Raw genomic sequence first — 17,911 nt, forward strand, 5'->3', positions numbered from 1 at the left:
AGAATGTCAATAAATATGGATAAGTGCGCTTGATGGCCAAAAATCAATCGCAGGGAATTTCAGGGAGCATCGAATCGCCCTGCATGTTTATCACTGGCGTCTCATGTCCGCTTTCGGGATGAAGCGGACGCTAGTCGAGTAACTCCCCAGCCTTAACATCCAACGCTTGAGCAAGCTTTTCAACCACAGTGATGGTAGGATTGCGCGCGCCTCGCTCAAGATCACTGATGTAAGTACGGTGAATACCGGCCTCAAATGCGAACTCTTCCTGTGACCAGCCCTTGGCTTTGCGGAGCTTGCGAAGATTTTTGCCGAGGCGCTGTTGTATATCCACGCGTCTGTAATGCGTGCGGTGTAGACGATTGATCTACAGACTATCAGTGACATTATGCTTGACTGTTAGCGGTACCGCAAGCGAATGCGATGTCACTGATAAACGACAGCGAGTTTAGAACAGATGCCCAAAACCCAATCGCAAAGCTATAAAGCAGCCGACCAAGCCAGTCTTTCATCACATACGTTGGAATCGATCATCGAACATAAATTCCTGGCCGATTGCGGAACAACGCTTTGGGGAAGGGGCATCCATGATTTCGAGGTGCTACATTCAGAATCGGACAACAGTGGATATGATATCGTTATCGAAGCAAACGGTGTGATGCGCCATGTCCAACTCAAAGCAATGCGCAAAGGCGGGACAAGAGCCCGCATCAACGTCCACCAAACCCTAGGTAACAAATCATCGGGTTGCGTCATCTGGATCATCTATGATCCCGCAAGTCTCGATATTGATCACTACCTTTGGTTTGGAGGGGAACCCGGCGAGCCACTGCCAGATTTGGGCGACCGCGTTGTTAAACACAGTCGCGCCAATTCTGAAGGTATCAAGGCGGTCCGTCCTGCCTTGCGTAACATTCCGAAGGGCTGGTTTAATAAGGTGCACAGCACGGCCGATCTGGTTAAAATACTGTTTGGTTAGAAGCGTTTCAATCGTCAGGCTTGCGCTCACGATATTTGGCCTGATTTTGTTCTGCCTGCTTGATCCAGTCTTCCTCCGACACTGGTGGCGGCAAAACCAGAACGCCTTGCCGCTGGGGCTTACCGCCATCAATCCCAGCCTTCTGAAGTTTTTCTTCAAGCAGTTTCATGGCTCGTAAATCACCTTGCAGGGCCTTTTTCTCGAGTACCCGGAGCCATAACTCCAGCTTGGTCATTTCTTTGCCGTCGACGACGACAGTTTCGGCAGAAATCTTTCTGAGAATCTCAGCCTCGGACGGGTTTGCCGGTTTTTGTTTGCGCGGCCGGCCGCGCGGATTGCCGCTGCGTCCTTTCTTAAATTGATGTTCTTTAGGAGGTTTGCGATAACCAACTTTGGATGGATCATTCATAACTAGTCCTTTTTGTAGGGAATGATTGCCTTATCGAATGGGTCAGCCAGAAACTCTCACATCAAAGCAGCACGCATTATGGTGAGAGGATTGGCACTGCCATGTCGCCCGGGATGATTAGTTTGGCGGGGAACTGCGCAGATCATCGAACTTGGCATCAAGCCCGACATGAACGGCCTGTTTGCCCGTCATGGATTGCCAGCGCTTTATCGCGACGTCGCAGTAATGCGGATCCAGTTCAATTGCCCGGCAGTGACGTCCGGTTTGTTCTGCGGCGATAATAGTCGTCCCAGAGCCTGAAAAGGCATCCAGGATGATGCCGCCACGCTTGGAACAATCAAGGATTGCATCGGCAACAAGCTGCGTTGGTTTGACGGTTGGATGCATCGCCAGTTCTTCATCGCGGCCTTCCTTGAGGGAGTTTATGCCGGCATAGTCCCAGACATTGGTCCGGTAGCGCCCGTGCTGTCCCAGCTCAAAATTGTTGATATGCTTGGCCGAACCGCTCTTGAACGCGAAGATTAACTCGTGCTTGGACCGGTAGAATGAGCCCATCCCGCCATTATCTTTGTTCCAGACAATGAGGTTTTTGAGTTCAGTGTAGTGCGAGCCTCCGGCCGCCAGGATTTCGCTCATATGACGCCAGTCCATGCAGATATAATGAATGGACCCATCATCACTATGTTTTGCCAGCTGCTTGAAACAGTTTTTTAGAAAGCCGGTAAATTCTTCGGATGTCATCTCGCCAGAAGCCATTGCGAATTCATTATGTTTGATCTTGCCAAGACCACACACATGACCGCCGACAGGAACATTGTACGGTGGATCAGTGAAGATCATTTGCGCAGTATCACCGGCCATAAGTGAGATGTAAGTTTGTTCCAGCAACGAATCGCCGCAAATCAGTCGGTGATTTCCAAGTTGCCAAATATCGCCCGACTTGGTGACTGCAGGAACGGTAGGATCAACATCCGGCACAGCATCTTCAGGTTCAACGGCTTCGAGCGGTTCCAGTATTTTGGTCACCTCGGCATCGCTGAAGCCGATGCTGTCCGGATCAAAGTCCGGTTCCAGGTCCAAAATGCCTTCAAGCTCCAGTTTGAGCAGATCATCATCCCAGTCAGCCAATTCTGCGAGGCGGTTGTCGGCAATGATATAGGCCTTGCGATCTGCTTCACTAAGGCCGGTGATACAGGCGGTCGGAACGTCAGATATGTCCAACTTTTTTGCGGCGGCGATCCTACCATGGCCAGCGATGACGTTGTTATGTTCATCGACCAAGACCGGATTGGTGAAGCCAAATTGTTTGATGCTTTTGGCAATCTGGTCAATTTGTTTAGCGGAATGTTTGCGGGCATTGCCAGCATAGGGTTTGAGATCAGACAGTTTTTGACTGATGATTTTTTCGGCAAGTCGCCTTGTAAAGTGGTTCATATAAACCTCCGTTGTGAAAGGAGGTTTTGTCGTGGCTATTTCTTGCGGTCTTTTCCGTCACCAAAAAGCGGGGCGCTTTTCTGTGATGAAATATCGTTGAGCAGACTGCGTCCGCTTTTGCGAAATCTGTATTTCGCAGCGATTTCATCTGCAGCTTGCTCCATCGGATCTTTCAGAGCTCTGGTTTCGAGTTTGCTTAAGCCTTTGCGCTCTTCGTGGATTTCTTTTGCTCGTGCTTGCACATCTTCTGCCGCCCAAAACACTCGACCTTTATACGAGAAACTGTCTTTGTGGTTCGGTCGCCCCCGTTTGGAATTCAAAAGTCCTTTATGTGAGGCAATGAGAATGGGAAGCATGCGAGGATCTTGAGCTGCTTCACCATCTTTCTCGAGCACCAAATCAATGTCGGCTTTTTCAATCCACATTTTATTGTCAAACTTATAGAATAGCGATCCCCTGCTTTCAGGATCAAATACAAAGAATGGTGAGCCTTCATCCATCTCATTTTCCTCTCGTGATGAAAACAAACTAGGATTGATGAGGTATAATTCCAATCGGATATTTGAAGACCTGGAGCGAAATAACTATCAGCGTATCGAAATTCCCTGTTTAGGAAGATAAACTCCCTGTTTCTGATTTTTATCCCCCTGTTACCGCACTAATGTTCCCTGTTATGCCGAGTAGGGAATTTGTGCCTGAAGTCCGCAGGAATGGGCGGTTGCAGGTTCTTGATTTGAGCGAAATTGCCGGAAAAGTGGATAATTTCCCTGTAAATTGCCCAATAACAGGGAATTGTCAGTTGAGACCCGTTCTCGAAGGACTGCACCCCGCACCATTTTTCTTCTATAATTTAGACGTCTCGAGGTCCACTCAATAGGGTCGGATGTTGTGCCCTCTTTTCCGTGAGTTAGCGGGCTGCAAAACCGGAACTGGAGCCAGGATCAATGTGGTAGCGCGCTGTGGGGTCGGATTGGCCATTTACCTCAGGAAATGTAGTTACTGACTTCTTGGGCCTCAAACGAATAGTATGGCTCAGAGATAGGTATGATTCATTTCGCTTGGCCTACCCACCCGAAAGTGGTGCGCAGCTATATGTTAGTTAGGGATCAAAACTCGCCATTAATCTTCCCATCCGAAAAATCGGCTTGTCTGTGAAATGCTGTTGAAAATTCCATGCGCAAAAATCAGCGGCATTATGTTTTTGCGCCCGAACCACAGATAGAGTGCCCCAAAAGCAAACCCTCCTGCTCCGGTGACCAGCGCTCCGTACATGCCTTGATAATAATAGTGTCGATAGCCGAAGAATACTGATGAGAAGAGGACGGCGATCCAATCCGCCTTAATGCCGCCGCCCATGAACCGGCTGGCATGGTTGATGACAAAGGCTCGGAAAAGCAGTTCTTCAAAAAATGATGCGTGGGTCCAGGTAAGCGCCATAATGATCATATAGGCTCCCAGATTGCCTTCAACATGATCAAACCTGCCGCTCGCTCCAACATGTTCAAACCATATTCCGGCGACCAATTTCATCAATAGAACTGCGATGATAAACACAACCATAGACAGAAGCGTCAGGCCGGCGGTCTTGAGCCAGTTGTCCGGCCATTGCAGTCCCATGTCTCTCCAGCCGAAGCCGCGACGTCGCAATAGAATTGTGGCGACTGCCATTGCACTGAATGTCGATGCAGGGCCTGCATATAGGAACGAATATGGCAATATCGACTGTTTCACGATAACAAGCACGGCCATGACGATTAGCAGATCGAAAAGCGCACCCAACCTGAATTGGGATGCGCCTTCGCCGATGTCAATTCTTGTAGCTTGGGGTTCTGACACCTTGGAATTCTCCGATCCTGGTAACAGCTAAAGCTCAGTTAGTTCGCTGGATTTCTCGTTTCGATTTTTCCAATCCAATCAATCGCGGCAGCGGTGTAGGCTCGCGGCAATCGGTGTTTGCTGTCAAATTCCACCCGGTCGAGTTTTCCGCCGGCCGCTGCCATCAGGGCTTCGTTATCGGCCTTGTTTGAAAACTGGTCCTGACTTGCCGTTATCAGCAGCCAATTTGCTTTCACTTTCTTTGCGTGATTGACCGGAGCGACGATGGGCACACTTTTTGCCGCCGGCGGAACCATGGTCACTATATGCGTTATCTCTTCATGTTCTGCAGCGAACAGTACAGCCATTTGGGCGCCCATGCTATATCCGATGGCCAGGATGTGGCGTGGCTCACCAAATTGCTTTCTTACTTTGGCCAGCAGCACCTTATAGTCGCTTACCGTGCCATTGATCATCGACAGGTAAGGGCCGGTTTGGCCCGATCGCGCAAGCTTGAGGCGCTCCAGAGGTTTCATATCATCCTTGCGTGCCCCGTGAGCGCGGGCATCCAAGGCAACAACCCGATATCCCCGGGCAATCAAGTCACGTACAACAATATCTCCATATGCGCCGTGATCATTCGCTAGCCACATCAGGCTTGATCCGGTCATTCCATGCATCAGTATCGCCAATGGTGCGTCTTTTTCCGTTTTTAGATTTTGATAGATAAAACCTGTAACCCGGTTGCCGTCATTTGCTTCCAATGCGATTTGCTGAACATTGGTCTGAGCAAAAGCATTGCCGCCGCCAGTTAAAAGAGCAGCAGCCAAAATCGCCGCCATAAAGCTTGATAAATATTTTTTCATTTTATGAATCTCCAGACCATCTGGAGTTGGCCTAACAGGCAGTTCGTCAAAAGATTGTCAAGTTGACTTCGGCTTTAAGAAGCCTGCGGTTTTCCTGACAATTGACTACCAGCTGATCACCGCCTCTGTACCGCCTTCGGGGCGAGCAGCGACGGTCAAGCCTAGCCCGAAATGGGCGGAAAGCCTTTGGACAAGCGACAGACCAACGCCAAAGCCGATTTCTGTATCAGATGCATTGCCATAACCGATACCGGTATCACGCACACAGACACCGCGATCCAATATGTTGACTTCAATCGATCCGGTTTCTGTATACCGAAAAGCATTGCGAATTAGATTTCCGACAATCACTTGCGCCACGGCAGATGGGACCGGGATGTCGGTATCGGTTTTGCCGGTTATTGCGACCGCAACATTTCTGTCACCCAATAGATGCTTATTGGTGCGAACGGACTGGTGACACGCCTCTTTCGCGCTACAATTTTCCCCTTCATTTGGTGATCTGCCAAGCCATAAAATTCCTTCGGTCAGCAACCGCATATCACCGAGCGATTTCACTAGCCGCTGGAGCGCTTCGCTTTTGCTGTCTTCCTTTTGGACAATCTCCGCGGCACCAACAGCAACAGCCAATGGCGTCCGGAGTTCGTGGCTTACATCCCGATTAAACTGTCGTTCGCGTTCCAGAAGACTCTCGATCCGGCCATCTTTCTCTGCAATCGCTTTGGCCAATATTGCAATCTCAACGGGTGTGTTATGGTTTTCAAGCAACGATGAATCGAGCGTTGCACCGGACGATGCTGCAGAAGCGATTTTTTCTATCGGCTCTGTCAATTTCTTGGTCATCCGCCGCAAGAAATATCCCGCAACCAGCAACATTAGACTTGTGAATATGACAAAGAATATAACGAGGTTTCGTACCTGCTGGGTCGATCGGATATAAGGCCTGGCATTGAATATCAGATAAAGCCTACTCGTTTGATCTTCTCCCCGGACTGCCAGGTGATAATGGCCCTTGTCGCCGCCGAACACCTCATATTCTCCTGCTTTCCAATCTGCCTGGACTTGGTTCCTCAACCAAGGTGGCATGGTGTCAGTGCCCACATAATATTGCATTTCCAGACTGCGCACTGTGCCACTCGTTTTGCCATCCAGCGCCATTGTCTGTGATAGCTTATCTGCCTCCACACTGACCTGATTTTCAAATATGTTATCCTCAAGGTCGAAGACAAACATCGCGGCCAATAACACAAAAAATGCAAAGCAGATGCCAATCGAGCTGACATAGTTTTTCTGGATCAGGCTGTTCACTTCTTGCGATTGTTTAGTCATCGATTTTTCTTTTCCTGAGTGCGTAGCCGTGTGATCGATCTGTCTCGATGACACAGGATGAATCCAAGGATGAAAGGAGTTTGCGCGCATTGTAGATATGGGTTCGCAGTGCGCCTGAATCCGGTGCATCTTCACCCCAGATACGGTAAATGATCGTTTGGCTCGTCACCACATTTGGTGCTGCTTCAATCAGAAGTTGAAAGATGACAGCCTCTTTCTTGTTCACGGTTTCCGACTTTGAACCAATGCAAATCCTATTGTCTGCGACATCAAGCAATAGATCACCGTGCTTTAGAACTGCGCTATTCTTGATTTTCGGACGCTTAGCGAGCGCATCAATGCGCATCTTTAACTCGCGAAGTTCGAACGGCTTCACCAGATAATCATCGGCACCGGCGGCGAAGCCCGTTTCCTTGTCTTCAAGAGTGTCACGCGCAGTCAACATTAGGATTGGCGATTGCAATCTGGCTTCGCCCTTGTAGCTTTTGCATAGATCAATACCGTCGCGACCTGGCAACATCAGATCAAGGACAATGACATCATAATCGTTGGTCAGCGCGAGCTCTAGACCTTGATCGCCGTTATAAGCGAAATCCAGCAAATACTCGTTCTCGAGAAATTCCGCGATATTGGCCTGAATATCAATATTATCCTCGACAATCAGAACGCGCATCTCACCAGTGCCTCCATTTCCACGCGGCGAAAACAACGTGTTTCGTAGCGCTACAGGTTAAAGCTTCTGTATAACAGTGCGACTGTCAACCAAGTGTCAAGCGCGACGCATTTCTTCGCCAGCAGTTTTGCAATCTGAAAATATACCACTTCACAATCATTTGACATGTCCGGGGTTAGAGATGGCCCTCGATACTGAATTGAGAGGTCATCATGAAAAACCAAATAGCGCTGAATAATGTGAGCCACTATTTTGAGACGCCGCATGGCCGGATCTCATTGTTCGACGACCTGTCACTGAACATTAGCGGTCAATCTTCGCTGGCTATCACCGGGCCTTCGGGAGTCGGAAAATCCAGCCTCTTGTCGCTGGCGGCGGGTCTGGAACCTCCCCGGGATGGAGAGATTTCATTCACCTGTGAAGGACAACAGATTTCGATTGTTGAACTGCGTCAGAAGTCGGGCTTTATCTTCCAACAGTTTCATCTTTTGGAGGAATTGGATGCGCTAGGAAATATCGCGCTTCCGCTGCGCTTGAAGGGCAACAGAAAGGCCAATGAGATTGCCCGCAACTGGTTAGATAAAATTGGGCTGTCAGACCGCGCGAACCACAAGCCGAATCAATTGAGCGGCGGCGAACAACAACGCGTCGCAATCGCCCGCGCGTTTGTTACAGACCCGGTCTTTATTTTCGCTGACGAACCGACGGGCAATCTTGACGCCCAGACATCGACAGGCGTTTCAGATTTGATGTTCGATTTTGCCAAGCAGACGGGATCCGCGCTGGTCATCGTAACCCATAGTGAGGAATTGGCCCAGCGAGCCGAGAAATGCTTTGCACTGTCAGATACAGGATTGGAGCAGATCAAATGAACTTGCTCGGATTAGCCTTTGAGAGTTTCAAAAACGATCAGAAAATGAGTGACAGCCGGTTGGTGCTTGTAACACAAATCGTCTTGATATTTTTTCTCGCAACGCTGTCCCTGACAAGCGCCTCTGTGCAGTTGTTTTTGAATGATAATCTCAACAATATGCTGGGTGCGGACCTTACCATATCCGGCAGCACGCAGCTGTCTGGAAATGGTGAGCAGATAATCGCAAATAACGCATCCAAATTTGCCAAAGTGCAAACTCTTCCTCTGGCTATCTCTAGCGGGAACAACACCATCTCCGTTCAAATCAAGTTAGTTGATCAAAACTATCCATTGCAAGGCAGCTTGAAAATCGGTGATGCGAAGGATGCGGTAAATCAGAGAAGCGTCGAAACGGGTCCGAAGTTGGGCGAAATTTGGCTCGGACCGAGAGCCAGCGGGAAGCTGGGTGTTGATATCGGGGATATGGTGGAGATTGGCGAAGAACAGCTTCGTTTTTCAGCAACCGTGTTTCACGAACCTGATCGCATTATGGAAGGGCATTCGGTCGCCATGCGAGCATTGGTCAATACCGAATCGATCACAACAGATGCCTTTAAAAGTTCCAAAATACGTCACCGCTACCTTGTTGAAGCTTCGCCATCGCAACAGCGCTTTTTCGAACAGTGGGTGTCGGAAAAACTGGACGGTCACACGATCATGACTAAAACTGGTGGGGGTCACCCGTTATCGTCATTCTGGCAACGGACCGAGAATTTTTTGGGGCTGGCTTCGGTTATCCTGTTCTTCATGGCTGCAATTGCCATCGATATGGCCAATCGCCGGTATCTGGTGCGTCAGAAACATCGCTTGGCCATATATCTAAGTTTCGGTCAGACATTGGCATCATGCGTTAGGCTGTCTTTCCTGCAGTGGATGATCGGCTTCGCGATTTCGTTTTCTGCAGCGATATTCTTGGCCTATGGCGCGCAATATTATCTGGTTGGTCAATTGGCGCAGCAATTCCCTGGGATAGGCTGGGGCTGGCACCTGCAAAGCCTTTTGAAATCGGCAGGCATAACTTTCCTTCTTTTGCTTGCATTTCAAATTCCAATGTTTTGGCAGTTAACCCGCACTTCTCTTGTGAGTTTGATCCGCGCCATTGAATTTCCATCCGCACAGCTGCTCAGACTGTTTTGGATCTTTGCAAGCCTAACGATGCTTGCCGCCTATTATTCAGACAATTTTTTGCTCACCGGTTTAACGCTCGGTGCGCTAGGTGCAGCGCTGCTTTTGATGATAGTTCTAACATGGGTCATCCTGACCATAGGAGAATATTGGGGACGCAATCGTCCCGGCCTGTTGTCTTTCAACTTTTTCATCATGAAAAAACGGATTTTGACCAAGTCTTCGCAGATCCTCGGTCTGGGATTGTGTAGCCTGTTGCTGCTATTCACGCTGATGCTGATGAAAGATATTGGGGATTCCCTGGAGGGCTATACACGGTTGAACGATGGCAATCTGATGGTTGCTGAAATGCCGGCCCAGGACCTTCCGGTGCTGGAACAGTGGGCAGAATCAAACGAAAGCCAGATCAGGCAAATGCGCCCCTATTCCGGCGCGAAACTGTCCCACATTAATGAACAGCCTATTGATGAAGCGATCACTACCCCCAGTGACAGCCTCGCTACGGTCAAAAAGAATATCCGCCTGAGCTGGTCCGAAGCCGTGCCTGCCAACAACCGGCTTGTTGATGGAATATGGTGGTCCGCCAGTGATGAAAACTGGCAGCAAATTTCAGCTGAACCCGAAGTTATGACGGACCTGAATTTGCAGTTTGGAGACAGGCTGACCTTTTTGGTGAATGGCAAGCCGTTTACCTTTACGCTGGTTGCCAGTCACGCTTATCGACCCGGCAAAGGATCCGTTACATTCTGGTTTCAAATCCCTGAAAAGGCCGCTCAAAAACTAAAGGCAGATATATTCTATATGGGCAGTATGGAGCTTCCGTCCGCCGCCTGGGACGAGCTGGGTCAGCTATGGAAAAACAATCCGGCATTATCGCTGGTACCCCTGAAGGAACTCACCCAGCGGTTCGATGATACACTGGCAATTGTCACCAAACTGACTGTCGGTTACGCGATCATGATACTGATCATGGCCGCACTGGTCATCGCGGCATCAATGAAAGGTTTTGAATCAGAGGATCGAAAGAAAAATGGGTTGCTAACGAGCATTGGCATCACAAAGTCTGCCTGCCTGAAACTCAACCTCTATGATTGGCTTACAGTATCGCTGATCGCCGGTGTTGGCGCAATTGCGGGCACGTGGGTCGCGGGATTACTGATCTATGAATCGCAATTCTCGATGCGTTACGCCCCCGATCCACTCTGGTTAGTAGGATTGATATTGGCGATTAGTTTCATCGTTTGCGCCGTCGGAACAATATTCAGCCGAAAAAGTCTTTCAGCATCCATCTATACTCTCTTGAAAGAGTGAAATGCAGGCAAATCTGGTTGGTCATGCAGCAGCCGATTAGCATCCGCTTTCGGGATATAGCAGACACTGATGCAACCAAAATCACATCGTCGAAAACCACCAAAATAGTTGCGAGAACTGATTGATTTCGTCGTCATCATGCAGGAGCACCTTTAGGATGGTGGGACGAAACCCGGAAGGTCCTCCAGCAAGTCCCGATCAAATGGTTCATCCTTGAAGAGCAGCGGATAATGAAACCTTCTTAGTTCCGCATGAAAATCGCGCACCGAATCCTCATAGGTGATCATGGAGGCTGCATCCGTGCCCGCCAGTTTCTCGAACGATCGCTCGACAAGGGAGGTTGGTGAGAGAAATGCTAGCAGACCTGCCTCGTGATCGCGCGCCAGACGAGCCAACCGATATTGATCTACCAGGGGTTTGGACTTCAAATCACCAAGCTGTTGGAAAGCATAATACCATTTCCATTCAAAGGGCTGTTCAATCGTTGCATGTTCGCGCCATTCAGGATGTTCTTCGAGAAATGCGGTCATCGTTGCTTCCTTGGGCAGATCCCAGGCATCATTCACCGTTTCTCTCTGAAGCAGCAAAATCTCACCGCCGTTCGGCAATGGCTGACGGGCTTCAATTGCGGCTTTGGAAAGTGCCGGGATTATAATCGCCAGGGCGAGCCACAATCCGATCATTGTAGTAAGCAGGACAGACGAAGAAGCGTTAATCCGGCTGATCAGTTCAATGATCAGCCACCACAACACAAGAGCGCCAACCAGGATGGCACTGGCTTGGATTGTGAAGCCAAGTGATGCACCTTCCACTACCGATGCGGCCCATAGCGGTATCAACAATAGGAGGGACAAAGCCACCACCCGAACCAGCGCTCTGGGCAACCAGAGGTTTCTGGAAGCCCCTGCTGTGGCCACAAGCAGGTCATGACGCCTTGCTGTTCGTTCGGCCGAACGTAGGTCATAGAGTAACAATATCAGAAGCAGCGGCGCTACGGACGCTGCGAGAAAGGCGAAGTCAAACCGTCCGACCAGACCGAAATCGGCGTTTCTGGTGTCCGCCTCATGAATCTGGCCCTCAAGTGCCAGCATGCGCACACGGTTTTTCCAGGGACTGCTGTCACGTTGACCCAAGGCTGCAAAGGCAAATTCGGACGGCGGGACATAGGTGAGATGAAAGGCATAATAGGCAGCACCGCCCCAATCTTCCTGCCCTTTCAGCGCATTGATCCGGTCGGCCCTGTCTTCCTCCACAAGCTCCGCAATAGTTTGTCGCTGGTCGCGGACTTCCGCAACGCCAAATGCGACTGAAATGATGGACAGGACAAACGCCAGAACAAGCCAGAATAGCGCGCCGCGATCCTTGGCAAGGAAACGTATCTCTCTAAACATATCTCTAACCATCAGACACGCACCTTCCGTGCTGCAAAAAATGCGATTGCGCTAACGAGAATGAGCCACGTCATAAGCATCGCAAAGGGAAATGAAGCGCGGTTGACTCTGTCTGCAGCGCTATCTGGCGCGAACCGAAATTCGTCGAGCACGCGCCAGGCGGCGGAATTGACCCTTGTTCGGCGTTCGGCCTCCGGATCGCTGCTACGATTGAGATCATCCGCGTAAGATAATTCATTGGCATGGACTGCATTGAGAGATTGGACAAAATCAAAGCGAAGAGCTTCGCTTTCGCGCAAAAAACGATGGTGCGTTGCGAGATCTGTACCGGCAAGGGTGCGCGATACAGAGCCAACAGCAATAGTAGGTGACGCAAGGCCAAACAGATTGAAAAGCCCTGACTGGTTCGCCTCCCGCTCCATACGATTTTCGGCATAGCTGTTGAGAAGATCGGTCAGTTCAGCTTCGGAAAAGGAAGCGACAACACCGCGCCAGTTGATCGGCAAATCTTCAACATTTTCCACAGCATATTGCTCCAGCACCTCTTTTTGCAGTCGCTGAAAAGCTGGGTCCGCAGCGTTGTGGCCGTCGCCCAGTTTGCGCTGCTCGGCGAGCATCACAAGGTCGCTTTCAATCTTCCCTGGGGCATCAATTGCCGCGCTACTGGCATTGATCGCAAAGCGTGGCACGATCAGTGCTGCGAAGAGCCATATGAATATCAACGCACCGAGCGAAACGGCGCGTTGTTTTAGAATGATTGATGCAGCCAGAACGATGGCACCCCAGACGCATAGATAGAGGAAATAACTGCCCACAAGCGAGGCCGCTGCCAGTGCCTTCTCTCCTTGGACAACCGAGTGGGCTGCGACGGCAATCAGCGGCAGCATGAATATTACAATGACAGCGAGCAACGCTAGCGCCTTGCCCATCGCTAGCGATACACCTGACTGGCCCTGCGCCAGGATCACGGCCAAAGTACCGCTTTCACGTTCGCGCAGCAACAAGGCGTGGCCCAACACGATGAGAAGCAATGGCAGGAGCAATTGATACAGGTTTGCCGGCGTCAGGGACGCAAAACCGCCAAGATCGGCGGCGGCCTTGGTATCAGCAAACATGGCTGTATTTTGCCGGTGCCCTTCGAGAAAGATCGATTGGCCGGTTACCGCATCGACACCGGGTTCGAAGGCCGCCAGCGGAGGAGGAGGACGAAAAGCGTAGTGGCCATAGTGGACCATGCGGTGCGGATGGCGATCCGGTTGGGCGAAGAAGGTTTCTTCAGCCGCGACCTGCTGCGCCAGACGTTGCGACTGTTCATTAGCGACGCGGTTGACCGTAAGCATGCTGGTCACCGCTAGCAGCGTTGCGACAATCAGTGTCGCAACTACGATCACTTTTGAACGCAGCCAAAGCCGCCATTCTTCTTTGGCAATCCTGAACATTATACTCATGCTGTTTCTCGCTCGGCAAAGGCCGCGTGCACGGTTTCCGTGTCAATTCGCTTTCCATTCTCTGCGGCAAAGCTGCCGACCAACTGACCACGCCGCAGCAATCCAACCCGATCTGCGACTTGGCATGCGCCGTAGACGTCATGGGTCACCATCAATATGGTCTGACCAGCACTGGCCAGATCCTTTACCAGATCATGAAACTCATCGATGGCAACCGGATCCAGACCGGAGGTTGGTTCATCAAGCAATAGGATCGGAGTTTCGCGCAATAGTGCAAGCGCGATCGCTGTTTTTTGCCGCATGCCTTTCGAGTAGGATTGCAAACGTCGTGAACTGGCTTCCTCTGGAAGCGCAACCCGTTTCAGCGCTTCGTCATAGTCCGCTTTGCTTGCTGATTTTCCCGCCAGATCAAGAAAGTAATCGAGATTTTCATAGGCGGTCATGTGGCCATACAACGCCGCTGCCTCGGACAAATATGCAATTGCTGATCGCGCGGACGCAACATCCTTGCCGACGCCTTTGCCGTTGACCAAAACCTCTCCGCCGGAAGGATCCAGAAAGCCCAGAAAGGTAAGAAGGGTACTCGATTTTCCTGCTCCGTTGCCTCCAAGCAAAGCGAAAATTTCCCCTTCAGCAACCGCGAAGGAAACATCGTTCAAGACAGCATTTCCTTCACGATTCAATGAGAGGGAGCGGGCTTCAAGTGGCGAGGTCATAATATTGCTTTCCGTTGCTTAAGGAGTGAAATTGGTCAGGAGATGTACCGAGCAAGATGCTTGATTGGGAGGCCCATGCTAGTTGGGGAAAGCGCGCCATCAGAAATAGCTCAGCCAAGGTTTGTTGCGCTTTTCGCGATGCTTGTAGGCGGCAAAGACTTTTGCGATCGGATAGTGCACCGCGATCAACACCAACGCGCCAACCCAGATCCAGAATACACTGTCCAAGCCATAGCGTTCGCCCTGGGTTGCGCCGAATATTGTGTAGAGGATCCAATAGGCTGCCAAAAGAACATAAAGGTGGAGCACATAGATGAACATCGGAATGGACCCGAATGTCTGCATCAGATCCAGTGCCCAGTTTTGCTTTTTGACTGTCTCGAGCCCGGCGAGCATCAGCAGACCTATGCCGAGCGTGAGAAGTATGTAGTCGAGCGAAGGCGGGTATTTGGTGAAGTTGATGAACGACATCACCGTCTCTATGGTTGTTTCTTGCACCGACCAAGGGATGGTCTCGCCGTAAATGTTAAGCCCGCGCAGGACGAGCAAGAGAGCCAGGCATGAGGCACCAAGGCCGATGAGCCATCGCCGCCGCGTGAAAGCTGCCGTGGATCGCGCGAACAGAGGTCCAGCAAAATAGCCCAATAGAATCACGCCAAACCACGGCAGACTTGGATAGGACAGGCTGATTGTAAGCGGACCGATCTGCCCCAACTCGCCACCATCATGAAGGATCGCCCATGGGACATAGCCAAGCTCGCCAGGTTGAAAATTGATCGGGACGAGAAAATTATGCCCCAAAATGATCAGAAAACCCAATGCACCGATCAGCCAATAATTGAAGCGACACGCTACAGACAAGGCAACCATGCAAAGCCCAATGGCCCAGAGCACCTGCAGAAAGAGATAGTTTGGAAAGCTGTCCGCCCAGACTAGATAATAGAGCAACAGCTCGATCAGAATAATGACCAGTCCACGCTTGAAAAGAAACTTAGAGGGTGAACGATATTCCCCTTCCCGCGGGTGCGCGTAGAGCCAAGCCGACATGCCCGCTAGAAAGATAAAAACGGGCGCGCACAAATGCGTCAGCATACGCGTGAAGAAGAGATCTGGCTCTATCGTGTCGGCAATCGGGTCACCCGTCCGCACATGCATATAAAATCGCTCGCGCACATGATCGAGCATCATCAGAATGATGACCAGGCCTCGCATGATGTCAATTGAGGCAATTCGTGATGCTGGTATTTGCTCTTTGGTCATGGCTTTCAAAGCTAACTGAAAAGACTGTTGTCTGAACCTCTCGATTAAAAGGAATAGGATGCCGTGAACCGGAACCGGCGCGGTGCACCCGGCTCAACCCAGACATCTGCAAAGGAATTGGTGTAGAATGTCTCGTTAAACAGGTTGTCGACATCGAAGCGAAGCGAGACGCCTTCGATTGGTTCTACTTCCCCGAAAAGGCGGACGGTGGTGTAATCGGCTAAGAAGAAGTCGAAACCCGTCCAGCCGAGCCGTTCACCGACATGGAGAACTCCGCCGCCCAATTGCGCGGGCACATCGCCTATATTGAAGGACTGACTGACCAGGAGACTGATCTGATGATCCGGTGAGTTGATCAGCGGATCGCCGTCTTCAATCAGTGCGCCAAAATCTGCATCGGGATTGCTATTGGTGAACTCCGCGTCGGTATAGGCGTAGGAGAGCCAGATGCTCAGACCGCTGTCAAACGCCAGATTGGCATCAAGCTCAATGCCGCGACTGCGCGCCTCTCCGGCGGGGATCGAGAAGAAGCCAGCGTCCACTGCTTCCGGCCGGTCATCATTCACGAGGATATTGCTTTGATCCACTTGAAACGCGGTAAGCGTGACGGCGCCATTAACGCCGCTGAAATAGCTGCCCAGATCGGCCTTTATTCCGATTTCAGCGGATTCGGTTATATTCGGATCGAACTGGTTGCCTTGGAAGTCGGAGCCGGTCTGCTGGCGGAAACCCTCACCATAGGAGGCGTAAATGCTTAGCCCGTCATCAATGCGGTACACAGCGCCGACTTGTGGCGAGAAACGCGTGTCCTTGCTTGTGACTGTAGTCGCCGGTGTGGCGCGCAGATTGGTAAGGTCCTGCTTGAAATCATCAAACCGCCCACCCAACCGGATTTGCAGGCGATCCGTAATGTCGATCTGATCCTGGATATAGAACCCGAACCCTTTGAGCAGCTCTTCGCGATCGGTATTCGGTCCGGGCACGGGCTGCGGAAATTGGCCATAAACAGGATCGAACACGTCAAGGAACAGATATTCTGCTGGGTCCAGCGTGTTGATATCCGTCCCGGCAGGGAAGAAGCCGGGACGAAAACGCTGAATGAAAAGGCTGTTATCGAAACGGTCATAGTCCGCACCGATCAGCAGTCGATGGCGCAGGGAACCCGTTTTGAACTCGCCCGCAAGTTCTGCGCGGAGGACGAGATATTCGGAGTCGAAATCGCGAAAGCGGAAGAAACGGGAAAGGGTGCGTCCATCCTCGAACAAGGTTTGACGGCCTTCGAAATTCGTTTCTGACGCATTGCCGATCAGGGAAGTTTCCCGAAAACCAATACCTGTCAGCAGGCTCCAGTTTTCTGAGAAGTCGTGCTGGAGTTCGAATTGATGGCCAAGCACCTCCGTCTCAATCGGGCCATCACCGGGCTCACCCACAAAAGTCCGGCGCGGTGTGAAACCGAATTCCTCGGTAAATGCGACGCCGCGATCGAAAGGAATGTCCTGCCTTGTATACTCCAGCTCATAGGTTGCTCTGGTATCCTCACCGATTTTCCAGGTTATCGACGGATAAAGACCAAAGCGCTCTGTCTCGACCGTTTTGCGAAAACTTTCCGCATCTTCAAAAAAGCCGACCAGCCGAATGCCGAGCTCATCATTGGAACCTATTGTTGTCTGAACATCGCCTTCGATGCGATATTGTTCCCAGCTTCCGATGGTACCGCGAATATAGCCGGTTGTTGTGAACTCAGGGCGCTTGGTTACGATATTGACCGTACCACCCGGTTCGCCTCGTCCGAACAGCGCTGATCGCGGCCCCTTCAGGACTTCGACGGATTCGATGCCGGCAATGTCACGCGGTCCGCCAAAACCGCGCCCGGCATTAAAGCCGTTGACCAGAAAGCCGCTCGGCAGATTGATGTCACCAGAGAAGCCGCGAACCGAAAATGCATTCCACAATCCGCCAAAATTATTTTGCCGCGCGACCGATGCAGACAGATCAAGGGCACTGACCAAGTCTTGTGCACCTGAGTTTACCAGTGTTTCATTATCAATGATCTGATCGGCTTGCGGTGTTTCGAGCGTATCAAAATCCCCGCGATAAGCCTGTCTAAGGCCAGTCACGATAATAGAGGATGAAGCATCTTCTGCGGCGCTCTCACCATCGCTTTGGGCATGAGATGGAGTGGCCATAAGCATGGTAAGCGCCAATGCCGAAGCTGATACCGAATTATTCAAAAATGTCATTG

16 protein-coding genes are annotated in these 17,911 nt (G+C 50.9%); 3 read left to right on the forward strand and 13 right to left on the reverse strand.

The features are described 5' to 3' along the window. Positions 1-130 precede the first annotated feature (130 nt). Positions 131-334, reverse strand: a complete 204-nt coding sequence (locus DG177_RS12845) for a helix-turn-helix domain-containing protein (RefSeq protein ID WP_108811838.1) — start codon at positions 332-334, stop codon at positions 131-133. A gap of 123 nt (positions 335-457) precedes the next feature. Here DG177_RS12845 and DG177_RS12850 point away from each other — a divergent pair, with 123 nt between their 5' ends. After that, a complete protein-coding gene (locus DG177_RS12850; RefSeq protein WP_108811839.1) occupies positions 458-979 on the forward strand; it encodes a hypothetical protein in 522 nt (173 codons plus the stop codon). A gap of 7 nt (positions 980-986) precedes the next feature. Here the strand turns inward: DG177_RS12850 and DG177_RS12855 are convergent, their stop codons facing one another. The 7 genes from DG177_RS12855 to DG177_RS12885 all read right to left on the reverse strand — a co-directional run bounded on the left by DG177_RS12855 (position 987) and on the right by DG177_RS12885 (position 7,505). Continuing rightward, a complete protein-coding gene (locus DG177_RS12855) occupies positions 987-1,388 on the reverse strand; it encodes a DUF5681 domain-containing protein (protein WP_108811840.1) in 402 nt (133 codons plus the stop codon). Positions 1,389-1,505: 117 nt separating this feature from the next. Beyond that, positions 1,506-2,822 carry a DNA methyltransferase gene (locus tag DG177_RS12860; protein WP_108811841.1) on the reverse strand — a complete coding sequence of 439 codons (1,317 nt, stop codon included), beginning with the start codon at positions 2,820-2,822 and terminating at the stop codon, positions 1,506-1,508. A gap of 35 nt (positions 2,823-2,857) precedes the next feature. Further along, positions 2,858-3,322: a hypothetical protein gene (locus DG177_RS12865; protein WP_108811842.1), complete on the reverse strand. Its 465-nt coding sequence runs from the start codon at positions 3,320-3,322 to the stop codon at positions 2,858-2,860. Between the two features lie 619 nt (positions 3,323-3,941). After that, on the reverse strand, positions 3,942-4,658 hold the full coding sequence (locus tag DG177_RS12870) for a CPBP family glutamic-type intramembrane protease (RefSeq protein WP_108811843.1): 717 nt from the start codon (positions 4,656-4,658) through the stop codon (positions 3,942-3,944). A gap of 38 nt (positions 4,659-4,696) precedes the next feature. Continuing rightward, positions 4,697-5,503 (reverse strand): alpha/beta fold hydrolase, encoded by an 807-nt coding sequence (locus DG177_RS12875; RefSeq protein ID WP_108811844.1) that lies wholly within the window; start codon positions 5,501-5,503, stop codon positions 4,697-4,699. 105 nt (positions 5,504-5,608) lie between these two features. Then, positions 5,609-6,832 carry a sensor histidine kinase gene (locus DG177_RS12880; RefSeq protein WP_337658814.1) on the reverse strand — a complete coding sequence of 408 codons (1,224 nt, stop codon included), beginning with the start codon at positions 6,830-6,832 and terminating at the stop codon, positions 5,609-5,611. After that, positions 6,825-7,505, reverse strand: coding sequence for a response regulator (locus DG177_RS12885; RefSeq protein WP_108811846.1), 681 nt, complete (start codon positions 7,503-7,505; stop codon positions 6,825-6,827). Before DG177_RS12885 ends, DG177_RS12880 begins: the two co-directional genes overlap by 8 nt. Positions 7,506-7,717: 212 nt before the next feature. Here DG177_RS12885 and DG177_RS12890 point away from each other — a divergent pair, with 212 nt between their 5' ends. After that, positions 7,718-8,377, forward strand: coding sequence for an ATP-binding cassette domain-containing protein (locus DG177_RS12890; protein ID WP_108811847.1), 660 nt, complete (start codon positions 7,718-7,720; stop codon positions 8,375-8,377). Further along, a complete protein-coding gene (locus DG177_RS12895) occupies positions 8,374-10,854 on the forward strand; it encodes an ABC transporter permease (RefSeq protein ID WP_337658815.1) in 2,481 nt (826 codons plus the stop codon). Before DG177_RS12890 ends, DG177_RS12895 begins: the two co-directional genes overlap by 4 nt. Before the next feature lie 152 nt (positions 10,855-11,006). Here DG177_RS12895 and DG177_RS12900 read toward each other — a convergent pair whose 3' ends face one another. From DG177_RS12900 to DG177_RS12920, 5 genes are all read right to left on the reverse strand, one after another. Beyond that, a complete protein-coding gene (locus DG177_RS12900) occupies positions 11,007-12,257 on the reverse strand; it encodes a DUF3526 domain-containing protein (protein ID WP_337658816.1) in 1,251 nt (416 codons plus the stop codon). Next, complete coding sequence (locus DG177_RS12905) at positions 12,257-13,693, reverse strand: DUF3526 domain-containing protein (RefSeq protein WP_108811849.1); 1,437 nt, start codon at positions 13,691-13,693, stop codon at positions 12,257-12,259. The genes DG177_RS12900 and DG177_RS12905 overlap by 1 nt, the downstream gene beginning before the upstream one ends. After that, positions 13,690-14,352: an ABC transporter ATP-binding protein gene (locus DG177_RS12910; protein ID WP_337658817.1), complete on the reverse strand. Its 663-nt coding sequence runs from the start codon at positions 14,350-14,352 to the stop codon at positions 13,690-13,692. The genes DG177_RS12905 and DG177_RS12910 overlap by 4 nt, the downstream gene beginning before the upstream one ends. A 156-nt stretch (positions 14,353-14,508) precedes the next feature. Next, positions 14,509-15,669, reverse strand: a complete 1,161-nt coding sequence (locus tag DG177_RS12915) for a heparan-alpha-glucosaminide N-acetyltransferase domain-containing protein (RefSeq protein WP_108811851.1) — start codon at positions 15,667-15,669, stop codon at positions 14,509-14,511. Between the two features lie 44 nt (positions 15,670-15,713). Beyond that, the gene (locus DG177_RS12920; RefSeq protein WP_108811852.1) at positions 15,714-17,909 is read right to left on the reverse strand and encodes a TonB-dependent siderophore receptor; all 2,196 of its coding nucleotides are present in this window, start codon (positions 17,907-17,909) and stop codon (positions 15,714-15,716) included. Positions 17,910-17,911 lie beyond the last annotated feature (2 nt).

The sequence above is a fragment of the Sphingorhabdus sp. Alg231-15 genome (genome assembly GCF_900149705.1).
Classification (GTDB): Bacteria; Pseudomonadota; Alphaproteobacteria; order Sphingomonadales; family Sphingomonadaceae; genus Parasphingorhabdus.

Bases quoted from the DNA above. Each gene is read 5' to 3' on its own strand.
- DG177_RS12850 (WP_108811839.1), top strand. From the start codon at position 458: ATGCCCAAAACCCAATCGCAAAGCTATAAAGCAGCCGACCAAGCCAGT.
- DG177_RS12855 (WP_108811840.1), bottom strand. From the start codon at position 1,388: ATGAATGATCCATCCAAAGTTGGTTATCGCAAACCTCCTAAAGAACAT.
- DG177_RS12860 (WP_108811841.1), bottom strand. From the start codon at position 2,822: ATGAACCACTTTACAAGGCGACTTGCCGAAAAAATCATCAGTCAAAAA.
- DG177_RS12865 (WP_108811842.1), bottom strand. From the start codon at position 3,322: ATGGATGAAGGCTCACCATTCTTTGTATTTGATCCTGAAAGCAGGGGA.
- DG177_RS12875 (WP_108811844.1), bottom strand. From the start codon at position 5,503: ATGAAAAAATATTTATCAAGCTTTATGGCGGCGATTTTGGCTGCTGCT.
- DG177_RS12880 (WP_337658814.1), bottom strand. From the start codon at position 6,832: ATGACTAAACAATCGCAAGAAGTGAACAGCCTGATCCAGAAAAACTAT.
- DG177_RS12885 (WP_108811846.1), bottom strand. From the start codon at position 7,505: ATGCGCGTTCTGATTGTCGAGGATAATATTGATATTCAGGCCAATATC.
- DG177_RS12890 (WP_108811847.1), top strand. From the start codon at position 7,718: ATGAAAAACCAAATAGCGCTGAATAATGTGAGCCACTATTTTGAGACG.
- DG177_RS12895 (WP_337658815.1), top strand. From the start codon at position 8,374: ATGAACTTGCTCGGATTAGCCTTTGAGAGTTTCAAAAACGATCAGAAA.
- DG177_RS12900 (WP_337658816.1), bottom strand. From the start codon at position 12,257: ATGGTTAGAGATATGTTTAGAGAGATACGTTTCCTTGCCAAGGATCGC.
- DG177_RS12905 (WP_108811849.1), bottom strand. From the start codon at position 13,693: ATGAGTATAATGTTCAGGATTGCCAAAGAAGAATGGCGGCTTTGGCTG.
- DG177_RS12915 (WP_108811851.1), bottom strand. From the start codon at position 15,669: ATGACCAAAGAGCAAATACCAGCATCACGAATTGCCTCAATTGACATC.
- DG177_RS12920 (WP_108811852.1), bottom strand. From the start codon at position 17,909: ATGACATTTTTGAATAATTCGGTATCAGCTTCGGCATTGGCGCTTACC.